The organism is Mesorhizobium sp. M0983 (genome assembly GCF_040318975.1).
In the GTDB taxonomy this organism is placed as follows: Bacteria; Pseudomonadota; Alphaproteobacteria; order Rhizobiales; family Rhizobiaceae; genus Mesorhizobium.
The window spans coordinates 70,415-87,519 of record NZ_JAMYNH010000016.1 but is presented as its reverse complement, the minus strand read 5'-3'; the positions used below and the strand labels follow the sequence as shown (position 1 = coordinate 87,519).

General features: G+C 63.7%; 14 protein-coding genes. 6 read left to right on the top strand and 8 right to left on the bottom strand.

Annotated elements, in window-relative coordinates; genetic code table 11:
* The first annotated feature begins 119 nt into the window (after positions 1-119).
* Together NKH71_RS24680 and NKH71_RS24675 are read left to right on the top strand one after the other, a co-directional pair.
* Positions 120-551 (top strand): hypothetical protein, encoded by a 432-nt coding sequence (locus tag NKH71_RS24680; RefSeq protein ID WP_352493790.1) that lies wholly within the window; start codon positions 120-122, stop codon positions 549-551.
* Between the two features lie 118 nt (positions 552-669).
* Positions 670-1,332 (top strand): response regulator, encoded by a 663-nt coding sequence (locus NKH71_RS24675; protein WP_502893818.1) that lies wholly within the window; start codon positions 670-672, stop codon positions 1,330-1,332.
* Positions 1,333-1,335: 3 nt separating this feature from the next.
* Here the strand turns inward: NKH71_RS24675 and NKH71_RS24670 are convergent, their stop codons facing one another.
* Positions 1,336-4,824 carry a PAS domain-containing hybrid sensor histidine kinase/response regulator gene (locus tag NKH71_RS24670; RefSeq protein ID WP_352895381.1) on the bottom strand — a complete coding sequence of 1,163 codons (3,489 nt, stop codon included), beginning with the start codon at positions 4,822-4,824 and terminating at the stop codon, positions 1,336-1,338.
* Positions 4,825-5,057: 233 nt separating this feature from the next.
* Between NKH71_RS24670 and mscL the strand changes: the two genes are divergently transcribed.
* The gene (mscL, locus tag NKH71_RS24665; protein WP_023719476.1) at positions 5,058-5,480 is read left to right on the top strand and encodes a large conductance mechanosensitive channel protein MscL; all 423 of its coding nucleotides are present in this window, start codon (positions 5,058-5,060) and stop codon (positions 5,478-5,480) included.
* A 111-nt stretch (positions 5,481-5,591) separates the two neighbouring features.
* The gene (locus tag NKH71_RS24660; RefSeq protein ID WP_352547899.1) at positions 5,592-6,758 is read left to right on the top strand and encodes a pyridoxal phosphate-dependent aminotransferase; all 1,167 of its coding nucleotides are present in this window, start codon (positions 5,592-5,594) and stop codon (positions 6,756-6,758) included.
* 92 nt (positions 6,759-6,850) lie between these two features.
* Here NKH71_RS24660 and hemA read toward each other — a convergent pair whose 3' ends face one another.
* A complete protein-coding gene (gene hemA / locus NKH71_RS24655) occupies positions 6,851-8,128 on the bottom strand; it encodes a 5-aminolevulinate synthase (RefSeq protein ID WP_023719474.1) in 1,278 nt (425 codons plus the stop codon).
* A 265-nt stretch (positions 8,129-8,393) separates the two neighbouring features.
* Between hemA and galE the strand changes: the two genes are divergently transcribed.
* Positions 8,394-9,389, top strand: a complete 996-nt coding sequence (gene galE / locus NKH71_RS24650; RefSeq protein WP_023719473.1) for a UDP-glucose 4-epimerase GalE — start codon at positions 8,394-8,396, stop codon at positions 9,387-9,389.
* A gap of 104 nt (positions 9,390-9,493) precedes the next feature.
* Positions 9,494-10,744 carry a D-amino acid dehydrogenase gene (locus NKH71_RS24645; RefSeq protein ID WP_352640407.1) on the top strand — a complete coding sequence of 417 codons (1,251 nt, stop codon included), beginning with the start codon at positions 9,494-9,496 and terminating at the stop codon, positions 10,742-10,744.
* 36 nt (positions 10,745-10,780) lie between these two features.
* Here NKH71_RS24645 and NKH71_RS24640 read toward each other — a convergent pair whose 3' ends face one another.
* From NKH71_RS24640 to rhaS, 6 genes are all read right to left on the bottom strand, one after another.
* Positions 10,781-12,151: an FGGY-family carbohydrate kinase gene (locus NKH71_RS24640; protein ID WP_352790966.1), complete on the bottom strand. Its 1,371-nt coding sequence runs from the start codon at positions 12,149-12,151 to the stop codon at positions 10,781-10,783.
* Complete coding sequence (gene rhaM / locus NKH71_RS24635) at positions 12,148-12,465, bottom strand: L-rhamnose mutarotase (protein ID WP_352482465.1); 318 nt, start codon at positions 12,463-12,465, stop codon at positions 12,148-12,150. The genes NKH71_RS24640 and rhaM overlap by 4 nt, the downstream gene beginning before the upstream one ends.
* Positions 12,465-13,466, bottom strand: coding sequence for an ABC transporter permease (locus tag NKH71_RS24630; protein WP_352790967.1), 1,002 nt, complete (start codon positions 13,464-13,466; stop codon positions 12,465-12,467). Before NKH71_RS24630 ends, rhaM begins: the two co-directional genes overlap by 1 nt.
* Positions 13,463-14,440: an ABC transporter permease gene (locus tag NKH71_RS24625; RefSeq protein WP_352790969.1), complete on the bottom strand. Its 978-nt coding sequence runs from the start codon at positions 14,438-14,440 to the stop codon at positions 13,463-13,465. The genes NKH71_RS24630 and NKH71_RS24625 overlap by 4 nt, the downstream gene beginning before the upstream one ends.
* Positions 14,437-15,978 (bottom strand): sugar ABC transporter ATP-binding protein, encoded by a 1,542-nt coding sequence (locus tag NKH71_RS24620; RefSeq protein ID WP_352482461.1) that lies wholly within the window; start codon positions 15,976-15,978, stop codon positions 14,437-14,439. Before NKH71_RS24620 ends, NKH71_RS24625 begins: the two co-directional genes overlap by 4 nt.
* Before the next feature lie 83 nt (positions 15,979-16,061).
* A complete protein-coding gene (gene rhaS / locus NKH71_RS24615; RefSeq protein ID WP_352448664.1) occupies positions 16,062-17,057 on the bottom strand; it encodes a rhamnose ABC transporter substrate-binding protein in 996 nt (331 codons plus the stop codon).
* Positions 17,058-17,105 lie beyond the last annotated feature (48 nt).

The window sequence follows — 17,105 nt, the reverse complement described above, 5'->3', positions numbered from 1 at the left end:
CTATAGTCCGAACCGACGACGCGGGGAAGGGCAGGCCCGCGTTCTTCCCCATTTCAGGTTCTTCCCCAATTCCGGCGCAAACTGTGATAGATTGCGCCGACTGGCTCATGGAGGAAAACATGCGTCTGAAACACGTCTTGATCCCCGCAGCACTGGTCTCGCTTGTCGCAGCTTCGGCCTTTTCCGAGGAAGCCGATCGCTACCGGCTGGAAAAATCGGCCAATGGCTATGTGCGCATGGATACGCAGACCGGCGCCATGTCGCTCTGCGAGGAGCGTTCCGGTCAGCTCGTCTGCAAGACAGCGGCCGACGAACGTGCCGCCTTCCAGGATCAGATCGACCGGCTGCAAAATTCGGTGAAGGCGCTCGACGAACGCGTCGCCAAGCTCGAAAATTCGCTTGCCGCGCGTTTCGAATCGACTTTGCCCAGCGAGGAGGATTTCAACAAGACGATGGGCTACATGGAGCGCTTCCTGCGCAGCTTCATGGATATCGTCAAGGACATGGACAAGGACGAAGACGGCGCCAAGCCCAATTCGCAAAAGACCTAGGCAATTCGCAAAAAGACCTAGGGCGGGAATAGCAAGCCGGCCACGCCGAACAGCGGCGTAGCGTTATGATCGTTCAGATCCTGCAAGGCGGAAAATCGCCAACGGGATTCGGGGAGGGATATCACCGTTGGGCTACACATTCGTCATCGCCGACGATCATCCGCTTTTTCGCGGTGCATTGAGGGAGGCACTCGCCGGCATCGGAGATGTTGCCGCCATTCACGAGGCCGGCGATTTCGAAAGCGCCAAGGCGCTGGTCCTGGCCAATGAGGATGTCGATCTGGTCCTGCTCGACCTCTCGATGCCGGGCGCAAGCGGCCTTTCCGGCCTGATCTCGTTGCGCGGCATCCATCCGGCGGTGCCGATGATGGTGGTCTCGGCGCATGACGATCCGGTGACGATCCGGCGCGCGCTCGACCTGGGCGCCTCGGGGTTCATCTCCAAATCGGCCAGCATGGAAGAGATCCGCAATGCGGTGCAGTCGGTGCTCGCAGGTGATATCGCGGCACCCGCCGGGGTCGATCTCGGCGTCGAGCGCGATCCCGAGATTTCCGACCTGATCAAGCGGCTGCAGGCGCTGACGCCACAGCAGACGCGCGTGCTCGGCATGCTGGCGGAGGGACTGCTCAACAAGCAGATAGCCTATGAGCTCGGCGTCTCCGAAGCGACGATCAAGGCGCATGTCTCGGCCATCCTGCAGAAGCTCGGCGTCGACAGCCGCACCCAGGCGGTCATCCTTTTGTCCAAGATCGGCAGCGACCCGGTGCAGGCCGCCGGCTGATTCTTATTCGGCCGCCGGCGCCAGCGGCCTGACCCTGGCCATCATCGAGCGCAGCATCGCCGGTTTCAACGGCTTGCTGATCACAGGCACGTCGAGCCTGCCGGCGGCGGCGCGAACCTCGCTGGAGCGGTCGGCGGTGACCAGCACGGCCGGCAGGTCCTCGCCATGGATCGCACGCAACTGGGCGATCAATTCGAGGCCGGTCTTGTCGTCGAGATGATAGTCGGCAAGCACAATGTCCGGCCGATGCATGGCGGACCTGTCGAGATCCTCCGCGCCGGAAAGCGTATCGACGCTGCAGCCCCAGCCCTCGAGCAGCAGCCGCATGCCGTCGAGGATGCGGCCGTCATTGTCGATGCAGAGCACATGCAGCCCGGCAAGCGAGGTCGTAGCGCGGGCAGGCGGCTTCGCCTCGGCCTCGCGCCGCGGTGCCTGCACGGCCGCCACCGGCAGCAGCACGGAAAAGCGCGTGCCCTTGCCGGGATTGGAGAAGATCCGGATTTCAAGGCGCAGGACGCGGGCGATGCGGTCGACGATGGAGAGCCCCAAGCCGAGGCCTTCCGCCTCGCGCATGCCCTCGTCGAGCCGGGTGAATTCGCGGAACACGGTGTTGAGCTTGTCGCCGGCAATGCCGATGCCGGTGTCGATAACCTGGATCTCGGCCAGTTCGCCGCGCCGCCGCACGCCGACCAGGATGCGGCCATGGCGCGTATATTTGATGGCGTTGGAGACCAGGTTCTGGATCAGCCGGCGCAGCAGATTTCGATCCGTCATGACGCTGAGCGACGACGGCATGATCGAGAGTTCGAGCTTCTTTTCGGCGGCAAGCGGCCGGAAGTCGTTGCCGATCTGGCGCAGCAGCCCGTCGAGGCCGAAGCTCGTATCGTCCGGCTTCATCGCGCCGGCATCGAGGCGCGAAATGTCGAGCACCGCGCCGAGGATGGTCTCGACCGATTCCAGTGACGATTCGATATTCATCGCCGCCTTGCCGGCAGGCCCCTTGCCGGTCTTCTCGATCAGCGACGTGCAATAGAGGCGGGCGGCGTTCAGCGGCTGCAGGATGTCGTGGCCGGCGGCAGCGAGGAAGCGCGTCTTGCCGAGATTGGCCTCTTCGGCCAGCATCTGCGCCTGCGCCAGCTCCTCGTTGACGCGGGTGAGCTCGGCGGTGCGGCTCTTCACGCGCTGTTCCAGCGATTCATTGGCGCGCTTCAGCGCCAGATCCTGCTCGACGCGCCCTGAGATGTCGGCATAGGTGGCGACGATGCCGCCGTCCGGCATCGGATTGGAGCGCAATTCCAGGATACGCCCGCTGGTCTTCAGCTCCATCTGCCATGGGCTGACGAAGCTGGTCAGGCGGTTCAGCATGGTGACGCGCTGGTCTGGCGGTATATCGCCGCGCTCGGCAAGGTGGCGCAGGATACGATCGAGCGAGACGCCGACCTGGCCCATTTCGTCGGGCAGGTCGAACAGCGCCCGGTACTGGCGGTTCCAGCAGATCAACCGGAAATCGCGGTCGAAGACGGTGATGCCCTGTTCCATCTGGTCGAGTGCGATCTGCAGCAGGTCGCGATTGTGCTGTAGCGCCTCGGTGGCGTCGTCGAGCAGGCGGAAGGCGTCCTTGGATTCGCGGTCGTTGCGGCGCAGCAGCAGCGACAGGATCAGCCGCGCCGAGGAGGAGCCGACGGCACTGGCCAGAAGCTGCTCGGAGAAGCGGATGACATCCATGCTGGCCTGTTCGTTGCCGTGCAGTGAAGTGCCGCTGCTCTTCTCGAATGACTGGAAGGAGCGCTCGGTGCGTTCGACACCGAGATAGCGCGCGATCGTGTCCTTGAGGTCGTTGACGGTGATCGTGGTGCGGAAGCGGCGCAGGCTCGGCAGCGGCCCCGCCTCGCGCGGCACGAAGATCGACGCCTGGATGCGTTCCAGCGGCACCGACGCGCGCGACAGTGAGCCGAACACAAAAAACAACGTGTTGATCGACAGGCTCCACAGCACGCCATGGTTCAGCGGCTCGGCGACGGTGCCGAACAGGGCTTGCGGCCGCAATGCATCGAAGCCGAACAGGCCGTGGACGAGGATGCCGGTCTCGGGCGCGGCGAGCGAGGGAAGCAGTAGCGTGTAGCTCCAGACGACGATGCCGGCCACCATGCCGAGTGCCGCACCCCTTCCGTTGGCGCCGCGCCAGACCAGGCCGCCGATCATTGCCGGCGCGAACTGCGCGATCGCGGCGAACGACATCAGGCCGATCGAGGATAGCCGCGCGCTGTTTGTGCTCTCGCGGTAGTAGAGGAAGGCGATGAACAGCATGATGAAGATCGCCGCCCGCCGCACATTGAGGATGAGCGTCGACCAGTCCTCGCTCTCTGAGGTCGTGGTCCGCAGCAGCCGGCGCACGAACAGCGGAATGATCAGGTCGTTGGAGATCATGATCGACAGCGCGACGCTTTCGACGATCACCATTGCCGTCGCCGCCGACAGGCCGCCGATAAAGGCGGCCATGGCCAGCACGTCGTGGCCGCTGAACAGCGGCAGTGACAGCACATAGAGGTCGCTGCTGGTCCTGGGGCCGACCAGTTCCAGGCCGGCCAGCGCGATCGGCAGCACGAACAGGTTGATTGCCACGAGATAGAGCGGAAACACCCATGTCGCGGTGCGCAGCTCGGCCTCGCTGCGGTTCTCGACGATGGTGACGTAGAACTGGCGCGGCAGCATGAGGATGGCAAAGCCGCTCAGGCATGTCAGTACCAGCCAGGTCGCGAGCGAGGTGTTGTAGCCCATCGCCTGGCGCACCTGCGTGTTTTCGGCGAGCCGGTCGAACATATCGCCTGGCCCGCCGAAGATCAGAAACGTGACCATCAGGCCTATCGCCAGGAAGGCGGCGAGTTTGACCACGGTTTCGACCGCCACCGCCAGCACCAGCCCGTCCTGGTGTTCGGTGGCGTCGGCATGGCGCGTGCCGAACAGCACGGCAAACAGCGCCAGCAGCATGGCAACGACAAGCGAGATGTCGCTGACGAACGGATCGAACGACGGCGGCGAGCCGGTATAGTGCTCGACCATCAGGCTGACCGAGCCGGAGATCGCCTTCAATTGCAGCGCCATGTAAGGCACCGCGCCTATGGTTGCGATCAGCGTGGCGATCGCCCCGACAGCGAAGCTCTTGCCGTAGCGGGCGCCGAGAAAGTCGGCGATCGAGGTGATCTTCTCGGTCTTTGCCAGCCTGACGATGCGCTGCAGCAGCGGAAAGCCGAACACGAACACCAGCACCGGCCCTATATAGATGCCGAGGAATTCGAGGCCGCGCTCGGAGGACAGCCCGACCGAGCCGAAGAAGGTCCAGGAGGTGCAGTAGATGGCAAGGCTGAGCGCATAGATAAAGGGCCGGGCGCGGCCAGGCCCGGATGAGGTCGAGCGCCGGTCGCCCAGGCTGGCGATAGCAAACAGCAACGTCACATAGGCGATCGCGATGATGACGATGAACCAGCCCTGCACGCCTCGAACTTCCTCCCTGCGCCGGCTTTTTCATCCGGCCTTGCAGACGCAATCACAGCTTGGCCACCGAGTCCATCGCGGCTTTCGGCGCATTATGGCCGCGGCTTCGCGCAATCCAGGCCGGGGAAACACGTCTTTGCTCCTGTCGCAACCGCAGGTTTTTGCTATTCTGCCTGCCGGTCGATGCCGAGGGCGTGGACGGCAGCACGGCCGGTCAGGAAAAGGAGGGTCGAATGCTGAAAGAGTTTCAGGAATTCATTTCCAGGGGCAATGTGATGGACCTGGCCGTCGCCGTCATCATCGGCGCTGCCTTCGGCAAGATCGTCACCTCGCTGGTCGACGACATCATCATGCCGGTCATCGGGGCGATTTTGGGCGGATTAGACTTCAACAACTACTTTCTGCCCTTGTCCTCGGCCGTTAACGCCACATCGCTGGCGGATGCCAAGAAACAGGGCGCGGTCTTCGCCTATGGCAGCTTCATCACCGTGGCGTTGAACTTCCTTATCCTCGCCTTCATTATCTTCCTGATGGTCAAGGCGGTGAACAATCTGCGCCAGCGGCTGGAGCGCGAGAAACCGGCTACCCCGGCCGCTCCGCCACCAGCCGACGTCGCGCTGCTCACCGAAATTCGCGATCTCCTCGCCAGAAAGTAGCGCCTGCGGCAACTTTCTGGACCAAAACCCCGGTCGCTTGCGGCCGGGGTTTTCTGTTTTCGTCCGCCCTGAAACACGCTAGCAGTCGAGCAAACGAAAACGGACCCATCCATGACCCTGATCGATACTCTGCGCGCCGAAGCGCGGGCGGCGCCCGAAAGCGGCATTGTCGCCGTCATGAATCGTGGCCGCGGCCGCGACGGTATGATCCCGCTTTGGGCCGGCGAGGGCGACCTGCCGACGCCTGCCTTCATCACCGATGCCGCCGCCAAGGCGCTGGCCGCCGGCGAGACCTTCTACACCTGGCAGCGGGGCATTCCCGAACTCAGGCAGGCGCTCGCCCGCTACTACACCAGGCATTTCGGCAAGACTTTCGCCAACGAAGAATTCATCGTCACCGGCTCCGGCATGCATGCCATCCAGATGGCCATCGACGCGGTGGCCGGCAAGGGCGACGAACTTGTCTACCTGTCGCCGGCATGGCCGAATTTCGCCGCCGCCGCCGGCGTGGCCGGCGCCGTTCCGGTTGCAGTCACCCTTGATCAGTCCGGCAATGGCTGGTCCTGCGATGTCGACAAGATCGCAGCGGCGATCACGCCACGGACCAAGGCGCTGTTCGTCAACACGCCGTCCAACCCGACCGGCTGGACCGCCGACAAGGAGACGCTGCAGGCAATCCTCGATCTCGCCCGCGAAAGGGGCCTGTGGATCATTGCCGACGAGATCTATTCGCTGTTCCACTACGGCCATGGCCGCGCGGCGTCGTTCATCGACATCATGGCCGATGAGGACCGCATCCTGTTCGTCAATTCCTTTTCCAAGAACTGGGCGATGACCGGCTGGCGCATCGGCTGGATCAAGATCCATCCCGCCTTGCAGCAGGTGTTCGAGAACCTGGTCCAGTATTCGACTTCCGGCGTTGCGCAGTTCATGCAGCGCGGCGCCGTCGTCGCCCTCGACGAGGGCGATGCCTTCATCGTCGAACAGGTGGAGCGGGCGAGGGCGGCGCGCGACCTCGTCTGCGGCATTCTCGCCGAAACCGGCAGGGCGCGGTTCACCGTGCCGCAGGGCGCGTTCTATCTGTTCTTCGCCGTCGACGGCATCACCGATTCCCGCGCTGCCGCTTTCGACATGGTCGACCGCGCCAATGTCGGCCTGGCCCCCGGCACCGCCTTCGGCCCCGGCGGCGAAGCTTTCCTCAGGCTATGCTTCCACCGCCGCCTCGACCAGCTCGAAGAAGCCGCGCACCGGCTGGCGAAATGGATGAAGACTGTGTGAGGTGTGTTGAGCTTCGCGCCAGGCATCGCAGCACTGAAAAATGAGGCGGCACCGATAGGCGGCTTCCGCAATGGTGCCCGTAGCGGCGGAGGTTACCCGCCCGACTTCGGCACCAGCAACGGAATGACGCGGTCGCTCTTGGCCACTGAAGGCCGGCCGGCCGAACCGTAGGGAATCCCCAACGCATCCCATGTCTCGACTAGCGCGTCCTGTAAGGAGGCAATCAGCGCGTCAGAATGGAACGGTGTCGGCGTGATGCGCAGCCGTTCGGTGCCGCGCGGCACTGTCGGGTAATTGATCGGCTGGATATAGATGCCGTGCACGCCGAGCAGGCGGTCGCTGGCCATCTTGCAGAGCTCGGGATCGCCGACCAGCAGCGGCACGATGTGGGTAGGTGACTCCATTACCGGCAGGCCGGCCGCGGCAAGCACTTCCTTGGTCCGCGTCGCCTGACGCAGCTGCGCGTCGCGCTCGGCCTGCGAGCGCTTGAGATGGCGGATCGAGGTGGTTGCCGCGGCAGCGATCGCCGGCGGCAGCGCCGTGGTGAAGATGAAGCCCGGCGCATAGGAGCGCACGGCGTCGATCACGGCGCTGGTGCCGGTGATGTAGCCGCCAAGCGTGCCGAACGCCTTGGCCAGTGTGCCCTCGATGATGTCGATGCGGTCGGCCAGCCCTTCGCGCTCGGTGATGCCGCCGCCGCGCGGCCCGTACATGCCAACGGCATGGACCTCGTCTATATAAGTCATCGCATTGTAACGCTCGGCGAGGTCGACGATCTGCTTGATCGGCGCGATGTCGCCATCCATCGAATAGACGCTCTCGAAGACGATCAGCTTGGCACGCTCGCGGCCGGCCGCCTGCAGCAGGCTTTCGAGATGCGCGACGTCGTTATGGCGGAAGATCTTCTTCTCGGCGCCCGAGCGCCGCACACCCTCGATCATCGAAGCGTGGTTAAGCTCGTCCGAGATGATCAGGCAATTGGGAAGCAGCTTTGCAATGGTCGAGATCGACGCTTCGTTTGAAACGAAGCCGGAGGTGAAAACCAGTGCCGCTTCCTTGTCGTGCAGGTCGGCAAGCTCCAGTTCGAGCTCGACCAGCGGGTTGCTGGTGCCCGAAATGTTGCGGGTGCCGCCGGCCCCCGATCCCATTTTGCCTGCCGCCTTCTGGAACGCGGCGATGACGTCGGGATGCTGGCCCATGCCGAGATAATCGTTGGAGCACCAGACGGTGATTTCCTCGGCGCGGCCATTGGCACGCCAGATGGCGCGCGGGAATTTTCCCACGATACGCTCAAGGTCGGCGAAGACGCGATAGCGACGCTCTGCATGGAGCTGGTCGATCGCTTCCTCGAAGAACCGCTGGTAATTCATGTCGCCTTCCCAATTTTGCGCGGGATCATAGTCATTGGCCTATTCGCCGTCCACCGCACCGTTTTGGTCAAAATGCCACGCCCCAGGCCTGTTCCTAACGACCACGGAACGTGGCCTATTCCCTTGATGTGGATCAATCTTGTTTCAGGACAATGCCACCCGCCGATGAGACTGGTTACCGCAGATTGTAATGGCCTGGCGGCAGGTTTTCCAGTACGGCGACGATTGAGACAGTTCCGATAAATCATGAATAGCGAGGATGCGGATGACGGTTTTGGTGACAGGCGGTGCCGGCTATATCGGCAGCCATATGGTCTGGGAGTTGCTGGACACGGGCGACAGCGTCGTCGTCCTCGACCGGCTTTCGACCGGCTTTGAATGGGCGGTGGCTCCGGAAGCAAAGCTCGTCGTCGGCGATGTCGCCGACAAGGAATTGGTCGCCTCGATCATCCGCGACAACAAGGTCGACGCGATCATCCATTTCGCCGGCTCGATTGTCGTGCCCGAATCGGTGGCCGACCCGCTTGCCTATTACGAGAATAACACCTGCAAGACACGCACCCTGATCGAGACCGCGGTGCGCGAAGGCGTGCCCAATTTCATCTTTTCCTCGACCGCCGCCGTCTATGGCGGCGCCGGCCTGGAGCCGGTACGCGAGGACGCCAGGCTTGCGCCGGAATCGCCCTACGGCCTGTCCAAGCTGATGAGCGAATGGATGCTCCGCGACGCGGCTATTGCCTATGGGCTGCGCTATACGGCGCTGCGCTATTTCAACGTCGCCGGCGCCGACCCGAAGGGCCGCACCGGCCAGTCGACGCCCGGCGCCACGCATCTGATCAAGGTCGCCTGCGAGACGGCGCTCGGCAAGCGCCCCTTCATGCAGGTGTTCGGCACCGACTATCCGACGCCGGACGGCACCTGCATGCGCGACTATATCCATGTCAGCGACCTGGCGGCGGCGCATCGGCTGGCCCTGCAGCGGCTGCGTGCCGGCGGATCGAGCCTGGTCGCCAATTGCGGCTACAGCCACGGCTATTCGGTGCTCGAGGTCATCGACAGCGTACGCCGCGTCTTCGGCCATGATTTCGAGGTGCGGATGGGCGAGCGCCGCCCCGGTGACGCCGCCGCGGTTGTCGCCAATTCGGAGCTGGCCCGCGGCGAACTCGGCTGGACCCCGCAGCGTGACAACCTCGACCAGATCGTCTCCGATGCGCTTGCCTGGGAGCGCATCCTGACCAGCAAGAATTCGGCTCTGGGCTAAGCGCGGGCTCTCCGCAAGGGCTCGTCGGCAGGAGGCAGAGGCGCTATTGAAGGGCCTCACGGCTGAGCGTGCAGGCGTTCGGCTGCGTTCGACTTGGGGGCGGCATGAAAATATCGGTGCTTGGAGCCGGCGTCGTTGGCACGGCGGCGGCCTATTGTCTGGCAAGCGACGGCCATGAAGTCACGGTGATCGAGCGCCATCCGGCGGCGGCGCGCGGCACCAGCCAGTCGAATGCCGGCCTGGTATCTCCCGGCGATGCCACCGCCTGGGCTTCGCCCGCCGCGCTTAAAACGTTCCTGCGAGCCCTCTACAACCACGATCTCGGCATCAAGGTGCGGCTGCGCTTCGATCCGTATTTTGTCGCCTGGAGCCTGCGCTTCCTGCGCCAGTGCACGCATAAGCGCATGCGCGCCAACACCGAGATCAAGCTGCGCCTGGCGCTTTATTCACGCGACTGCATCAACGCCATCTCCGCTGACACCGGCATTCACTATGACGAGCGCAAGAAAGGCATTCTGTATTTCTTCCGCTCGCAGCAGAGCTTTGATACCGGCACCGACAATTACCGCTATCTCGCCGAACATGGCCTGCCGATCGAGATCGTCGGCCGCGACCGGCTGGTCGAGCTCGAGCCCGGCCTTGCCGGAGCCAAGGACAAAATTGCCGGCGGCGTCTATTCGCCGATCGACCAGACCGGCGATTCCAGTCAATTCACGCAGCGCCTCGCTGCCTATGCCGCCGAAAAACTCGGTGTCCAATTCCTCTACGGCACGACGGTCGAAGGCCTCGACATCGACGGCGACCGGGTGCGCGCGGTGATGACCTCGGCCGGCCCGGTGGCCGGCGACGCCGTGGTCATTTCCATGGGGCCGGAGAGCGGTCTGCTCGGCCGCCGCTACGGCATCGACCTGCCCGTCTATCCCGTGAAGGGCTATACCGTGACCGTTCCGCTGGAAGATGAAAGCAAGGGGCCGATCATGGGCGGCGCCGACGAGGACCGGCTGATCGGCTATTCCAGGCTGGGAAATCGGCTGCGGATGTCCTCGACGGCGGAGTTCACCGGTTTCGACCGCACGTTCAAGCCGCGCGATTTCAACTCGATCCTGAACACCGGCAAGGACCTGTTCCCCGGCGCCTTCGACGAGAGCAAGGCCGAGCTCTGGGCTGGACTTCGCCCGATGATGCCGAACTCCGTGCCGGTCATCGGCCGGGCGCGGTATGACAATCTATATCTCGATACCGGCCACGGCCATCTCGGCTGGACCATGGCCTGCGGTTCGGGAAAATTCCTTGCCGACGTGGTCGCCGGCCGCAAGCCGGAGATCGATCCACAGGGATTGCTCTACGCGGGCTAGCAACGGCCTGACCGCAGGGCGCCATGAGCTCGGCGGTCAGGCTCGTTCGTCGACTGCCGAACGCCAGGAGCGCACGTAACTTGTCCAGAGTGGATCGGCCGACGGTTCGGTCCTTTCGCCTCTGCCTTGCGGTGTCCCCTGGTCCGACGCCAGCAAGGCGGCGCCGATGCTGGTGCCTGTCGCAGCCGCGGAGGCAATGACGGCGCGCGCCGTCGCCGCAGCCAGCATGCGGGTGAACAGCCGGTTGCGGGCGAAGGGTCCTTCGACGATGGTTGACCCCCCGCCGCCGATCAGATCGAGGCAGGTCGCGGTCATCAGCGCCAGGTAGAACGAGATGGCGACAAAGCGCTGGCCATTGTTGATGCCGTCCGCGTTAAGCCATGCCGCGGCGCAGTGCGGAAACGGCCCCGAACCCCGTTGGATCGAAGGCAATAGGGACGTCTTGCGCGCGAGCACCGCGGCGACATCGTCTTCGGTCCAGTCTTCCAATTGGCCTTCCGTCAGCACGGAGAACTCGCGGCCACCCATGAAGCGCGCCGAGGGCACGGCATCGCCGAACGCGTTGACATTGACCAGCGTGTCGCGCGCCGGATCGAGCGTGACCTTGCTGCCACCAACCGCCATCGACACCACCCAGGTGCCGGTCGAGACGACGGAGAAAGGCGGCTTGTCGGACAGGAGATGCGGCAGCAGCGAGGCGTTGGAATCGTGCAGGCCGCAATACACCGGCGTTTGCGGATCGAGGCCGGTTTGCCGCGCCAGAGCGGGCAGGATCGGGCCCAAGCGGTCCTTGGCCTGCCGCACCGGCGCCATTAGCCGGCGCCATTCCAGCCGGTCGACCAGTGAGGAAAAATCCGCTTTCCACGGGTTCCACAGATCGGTGTGGCAGCCGAGCGAAGTCACCTCGCTGGCGGCGACGCCGGTCAGGCGCAAGGCCCAGTATTGCGGATACATCAGCATCGCGGCGGCCCTGGCGAAATCCGCTGGAAAGCGCTTCTGCTGCCAGAACAACTGCGCGCCGAGATTGAGGCCGGCCGGCAGGCGCGGCGTGCCGGTCTCGGTGAAAGGCGGGCGGATCGCGTCGTAGTCCTTGGCGAAGGCATCCGGACCGTCGAACTCGTAATCGAGCACCGGCAGCGCCAGTTCGCCTGATGCGTCGGCCAGCACCGCCGTTGCGCCATGGGTGGTGATCGATATCGCGTCGATGCGCTGCTCGCGATCGATCTCGGCCAGGCTGCCGAGGATGAACGCCCATAACCGCTCGACGTCGTGGTGCGGATACGGGCGTTGCCGAACCGGCTCGTTGACCATCCTGCGCAGCGCCACTTCGCTTGCTGCGGCGAGATCGACCAGCGCCACCTTGGCGTTGGTCTTGCCGATATCGATGACGGCGACGTGGCGGGTCATTCCATATGGAACATTGTTTCCAGCGGCACCGCCACCGGCTCGTTGTTCGGCTTGGTTTCCATGATGTCTGCCATCTCGGCCCACCAGCGCTGCATCGCCGGATGCTTAGGCAATTCGTCCATGCCATGGTCGTCACGGCGCCACAGCACGCCGAACAAGGTGTTGGTCTCCTCGTCGAGATGGATCGAGTAATCGGAGATACCAGCCTGTTTTAGCAACGCGACGAGTGACGGCCAGATGTCGTCGTGGCGCCTCTTGTATTCGGCCTTCATGCCGGGATTGAGCTTCATCTTGAACGCATATTTTTCGGGCATCAGGCAAAGCGCTCCCGCCGCACGCGCTGCCACAGGATCGGCAGCGCGATGACGATGATCAGCAGCAGGCCGATGAAGATCGACATGACGATCCCCGGCACGTTGAGCAGGCCAAGACCGAAGGTCACCAGCCCCATGATGAAGGCCGCCAGCACGACGCCCAGAATGCTGCCGGCGCCGCCGAGAATGCTGACGCCGCCGAGCACCACCATGGTGATGACTTCGAGTTCGTAGCCCTGCGCGATCGACGGCCGGGTCGAGCCGAGCCGTGACGTAATCAGCACCGAGGCGATGCCCGCCATCAGGCCGGTCAGGCAAAACAGGATGAACTTGATGCGGCCGACACGCACGCCGGAAAACTGCGCCGCAACCGGGTTGTTGCCGATGGCAAAGACCCGGCGGCCGAAGCTCGTCCGATGCAGAAGGAACCAGTAGACGACGGCCGCGACCAGGAAAAGCGTCAGTTCGAACGACACCACCCACCAGACATAACCTTGGCCGAAGAAGGCGAAGCTCGCGGGATAGCCCTTGTAGGCCTGGTCGCCGAGGATGATGAAGGCAACGCCGCGAAACAGGCTCATCGTGCCGATGGTGACGACGATCGACGGCAGCCCCAGCCTGGTGACGAGCAGCCCGTTGAAGGCGCCGCAGCCGAGCCCGACGACGATGCCGATTGCCACCAGGACAGGCGTGCCGGCGCCGGCCTGCACCGCCATGCCCATCATCGTCGAGGCGAGTGCGATGATAGCGGCGACCGACAGGTCGATTTCGCCGGAGATGATCAGCAGTGCCATGGCCAGCGCGATCAGCGCCTTTTCGGTGAAGTTGAAAGTCAGGTCCGACAGCGACCACGCGTCGAGGAAATAGGGCGAGGCAAAACTGTTGACGGCAAAGATGGCGACCGCCACGACGACCAGCAGCGCCTCCCATGAGAAGATCGCCGCAGTGAACGGCTTGTCGAGTCGGTTCGGAACATGGCGCGGGGCAGGGGTATTGGTCATGCCACTTCCGCCTTTTTGAGGATGATGCGGCCTTGCCGGCGTTCGCCGCGCGCGTTGAGCACCACGGCCAGGATGATGGCGCTGCCCGAAATCGCCATTTGCCAGAAGGGCGAGATATTGATCACCGGCAGCGCGTTGGAGATGATACCGAGGAACAGCGCGCCGAGCACCGCGCCGCCGACCGAGCCGATGCCGCCGGCGATGGAGATGCCGCCGATGACGCAGGCGGCGATGATGTTGAGCTCATAGCCGTTGGCGACCTCGACCGAGGCGATGACGTAGCGCGAGATCCAGAGATAGCCGCAGAGGCCGCCGATCATCCCCGAAATGCAGAAGACGATGAATTTCGTCCGGCCGACGTCGATGCCGGCATAGACCGATGCGGTCGGGTTGACACCGATGGCGTAGATCGAGCGGCCGAGCGCCGTGCGCGTCATCACAAGGAAGAACAAGGCGATGACCAGCAGGGCAATCCATGACAGCACCGGTATGCCGAGGAACGTCGCGCGCTGCAGGCCGATGAAATCGGGGCTCATCTGGTCGGCGTTGACCCAGGCGCCGCCTGAAATAACGAAGGTGGCGCCGCGGTAGATGGTGAGAGTGCCGAGCGTTACCACGATCGAGGGAATGTTCAGCCGCCACACCAACAGGCCATTGATGGCGCCGAGCACCAGGCCGACCAGAAGTGCGATGACGATCAGCAGCGGGATCGGGATTGCCGGATGCGCGGCGTTCAGCATCGCCACCACCATGCCGGTGAAGCAGAGATTGGAAGCCATCGACAGGTCGATCGAGCGGGTCAGGATGACGACCATCTGGCCGAGCGCCAGGATCATCAGGATAGACGTGTCGTTGAACACCTGGCGCAGATTGGCCGGATCGGCAAAACCTGGAAAACGCGTCGAGATCAGCCCGATCAGCACGACGATTGCCGCCAGTAGCCAGACCTCGCGATATCTGAGAAAAGCCTTCATGCCGCGATCCCCGCTGCCGTCCTGACCAAGGTTTCGGCGTCGAGCCCCTTATTGTCGTAGACCGCGGCAATGCGGCCCTCGCGCATGACGACGACGCGGTCGGACATGCCGAGGATTTCCGGCAATTCGGACGACACCATAATCACCGACAGGCCTTGCGCGACGAGCTCGGCCATGAAGCCGTGCACGGCCGCCTTCGAGCCGATGTCGATGCCCTTGGTCGGCTCGTCCAGGATGATCACCTTTGGCGCGGTCGCCAGCCATTTGGCGATGACGATCTTCTGCTGGTTGCCGCCCGACAGCGTGCCGACGTCCTGGCTGAGCGAGGAGGCGCGCAGGTCGAGCCGCTCGGTATAGGCACGGGCCAGCGCGAACTCTTCCGCCAGCCGCAACATGCCGGACTTGGATGTCCGTTTGAGCGAAGGCAGCGAGACATTCTGGAAGATCGGCAGGCCGATCACCACGCCTTGCTTGCCGCGTTCCTCCGGCACATAGACGATGCCGGCATCGATCGAATCCGCCGCCGATTTCGGCGCGATCGCCTTGCCTTCCAGCGTGATCGTGCCGCCGCTGGTGCGGGTGATGCCTGATATCGCCTGCATCACCTCGCTGCGCCCGGCGCCGACAAGGCCGTAGAAGCCGAGGATTTCGCCCCTGTGCAGCTCGAAGCCGATGTCGTCGAACTCGGTCGGATGCGACAGGCCGGAGACGGCCAGCACCGGCGCGCCGATCTCGGCCTTGCGCTGCGGAAAGATGTGATCGACCGAGCGGCCGACCATCATGCGCACGATCTGGCTCTGGCCGGCGTCCTTGATCAGGCCTTCGCCGACCATCTCGCCGTCGCGGAACACGGTATAGCGGTCGGCGATGCGGTAGATCTCATCGAATTTGTGGCTGATGAACAGGATCGCCTTGCCGTCGCTCTTGAGGAATTCGATCAGCAGGAAAAGCTCTTCGATCTCCTTCATCGAAAGCGCTGCCGTCGGCTCGTCCATGATGACGATCCGCGCGTCGATCGACATGGCGCGGGCAACCGCGACAAGGTGCTTGTTGGCTATGCCGAGATCCTTCAGCCTGGCGTCGGCGTCGATATGGCCGGCGCCCATCGTGTCGAGCACCTCGCGGGCATTCTTGCGCATGGTGCGCCAGTCGATGGTTTTGAAACGCGTGCGCGGCGCATGGCCGAGGAAGATGTTCTCGGCCACCGTCAGGTCGTCGAACAGCACGGTTTCCTGGTGGATGGCGGTGATGCCATGCCCGAACGCGGTGTGGGCGCTGGGCAGTGTGACCGGCTGGCCGTCGATGCTGATCGTGCCAGCATCCGGCTGGTAGATGCCGGTCATGATCTTGACCAGCGTCGACTTTCCGGCACCGTTTTCGCCGATCAGCGCGGTTACCTGCCCGGGATAGAGCGACAGGCCGACATCGTGCAGCGCGCGCACGCCGGGAAAGCTTTTCGAGATGCCGGACAGCGTCAGGCGCGGTCCGGAAGACAAAGGCGCTTCCTTCGCCACTTCGTGTTGGGCTGTCGTGTCCATAATCGTATCAAGCCCTGAAACAAGGTTCGTTTGAAAGCGCGGCGGAACCTGGGCCCCGCCGCACCAGTTCGAAGGCTCCAGGATCAATAGATCTTGGAGAATTTTTCGATGTTCGACTTGTCGAACTGGAAGGGCGGAGCCATCGCAGCCGAGTTGGTGTCGTCGAGCGTGACCTTGCCGACGCGGCCGATCGACAGCGTAGCACCGGGCTTGGCTTCTTCCTTCTTCACCGCCAGGTCGTGGGCGAGGTAGACGGCGGAGTAGCCGAGGTCGATCGGGTTCCACAGCGCAACCGCCTGGCTGGCGCCATTGTCGATGAACTTCTTGAACTCCGACGGCAGCGCCAGGCCGGTGACGTTAACCTTGCCGATCAGGCCTTCATCGGTCACCACCTGCGCGGCGGCAACGACGCCGACCGTGGTCGGTGCGATGATCGCCTTGAGGTTCGGATAGGACTTCAAAAGACCCTTGGCCTCGTCCGTGCTCTTGGCCGAGTCGTCGTCGCCGTAGACGGTGGCGACGAGCTTGATCTTGGGGAACTTCTCCGGCAGGACCTTCTTGGCCGCGTCGATCCAGGCATTCTGGTTGGTCGCGGTCGAAGAAGCCGACAGGATGGCGACATCGCCGCCTTCCGGCAGGTAGTCGGCGGCCAGCTTGATGATGGTCTCGCCGATCAGGTTGGTGTCGGAGGGGTTGAGGTGAAGCTGACGTCCTTCCGGTGCGACGCCTGAATCCCACGAAATGACGGTGATGCCGCGCTGCATCGCTTTCTTCAGTACCGGCACCAGCGCGTCGGCGTCGTTCGCCGAAATGGCGATGGCGTTGACCTTCTGGGCGATCAGCGAATTGACCACTTCGATCTGAGCTTCGGCGGTCGCCTTGGTCGGGCCGGTGTAGATGATGTCGACATCGCCGAGCTCCTTCGCCGCCTCTTCGGCGCCCTTGTTGGCGGCGTCGAAGAAGCCGTTGCCGAGCGACTTCACTACCAGCGCGATCTTGACGTTTTCGGCGTAGGCGGCATTCACGAACATGGCGGCGGAGAACGCCGCCGTAACCATCAATTTCTTCAGAAAGCTCATCGAATATCCTCCCTTGAGCGTTGCATTCCATCACCGCTGCGGGCGTGA

What these genes read in the sequence shown, in the direction of transcription:
- mscL (WP_023719476.1), top strand. Translation starts at nt 5,058, where the DNA reads ATGCTGAAAGAGTTTCAGGAATTCATTTCCAGGGGCAATGTGATGGAC.
- galE (WP_023719473.1), top strand. Translation starts at nt 8,394, where the DNA reads ATGACGGTTTTGGTGACAGGCGGTGCCGGCTATATCGGCAGCCATATG.
- NKH71_RS24630 (WP_352790967.1), bottom strand. Translation starts at nt 13,466, where the DNA reads ATGACCAATACCCCTGCCCCGCGCCATGTTCCGAACCGACTCGACAAG.
- NKH71_RS24660 (WP_352547899.1), top strand. Translation starts at nt 5,592, where the DNA reads ATGACCCTGATCGATACTCTGCGCGCCGAAGCGCGGGCGGCGCCCGAA.
- NKH71_RS24680 (WP_352493790.1), top strand. Translation starts at nt 120, where the DNA reads ATGCGTCTGAAACACGTCTTGATCCCCGCAGCACTGGTCTCGCTTGTC.
- NKH71_RS24620 (WP_352482461.1), bottom strand. Translation starts at nt 15,978, where the DNA reads ATGGACACGACAGCCCAACACGAAGTGGCGAAGGAAGCGCCTTTGTCT.
- rhaM (WP_352482465.1), bottom strand. Translation starts at nt 12,465, where the DNA reads ATGCCCGAAAAATATGCGTTCAAGATGAAGCTCAATCCCGGCATGAAG.
- hemA (WP_023719474.1), bottom strand. Translation starts at nt 8,128, where the DNA reads ATGAATTACCAGCGGTTCTTCGAGGAAGCGATCGACCAGCTCCATGCA.
- rhaS (WP_352448664.1), bottom strand. Translation starts at nt 17,057, where the DNA reads ATGAGCTTTCTGAAGAAATTGATGGTTACGGCGGCGTTCTCCGCCGCC.
- NKH71_RS24640 (WP_352790966.1), bottom strand. Translation starts at nt 12,151, where the DNA reads ATGACCCGCCACGTCGCCGTCATCGATATCGGCAAGACCAACGCCAAG.
- NKH71_RS24645 (WP_352640407.1), top strand. Translation starts at nt 9,494, where the DNA reads ATGAAAATATCGGTGCTTGGAGCCGGCGTCGTTGGCACGGCGGCGGCC.
- NKH71_RS24625 (WP_352790969.1), bottom strand. Translation starts at nt 14,440, where the DNA reads ATGAAGGCTTTTCTCAGATATCGCGAGGTCTGGCTACTGGCGGCAATC.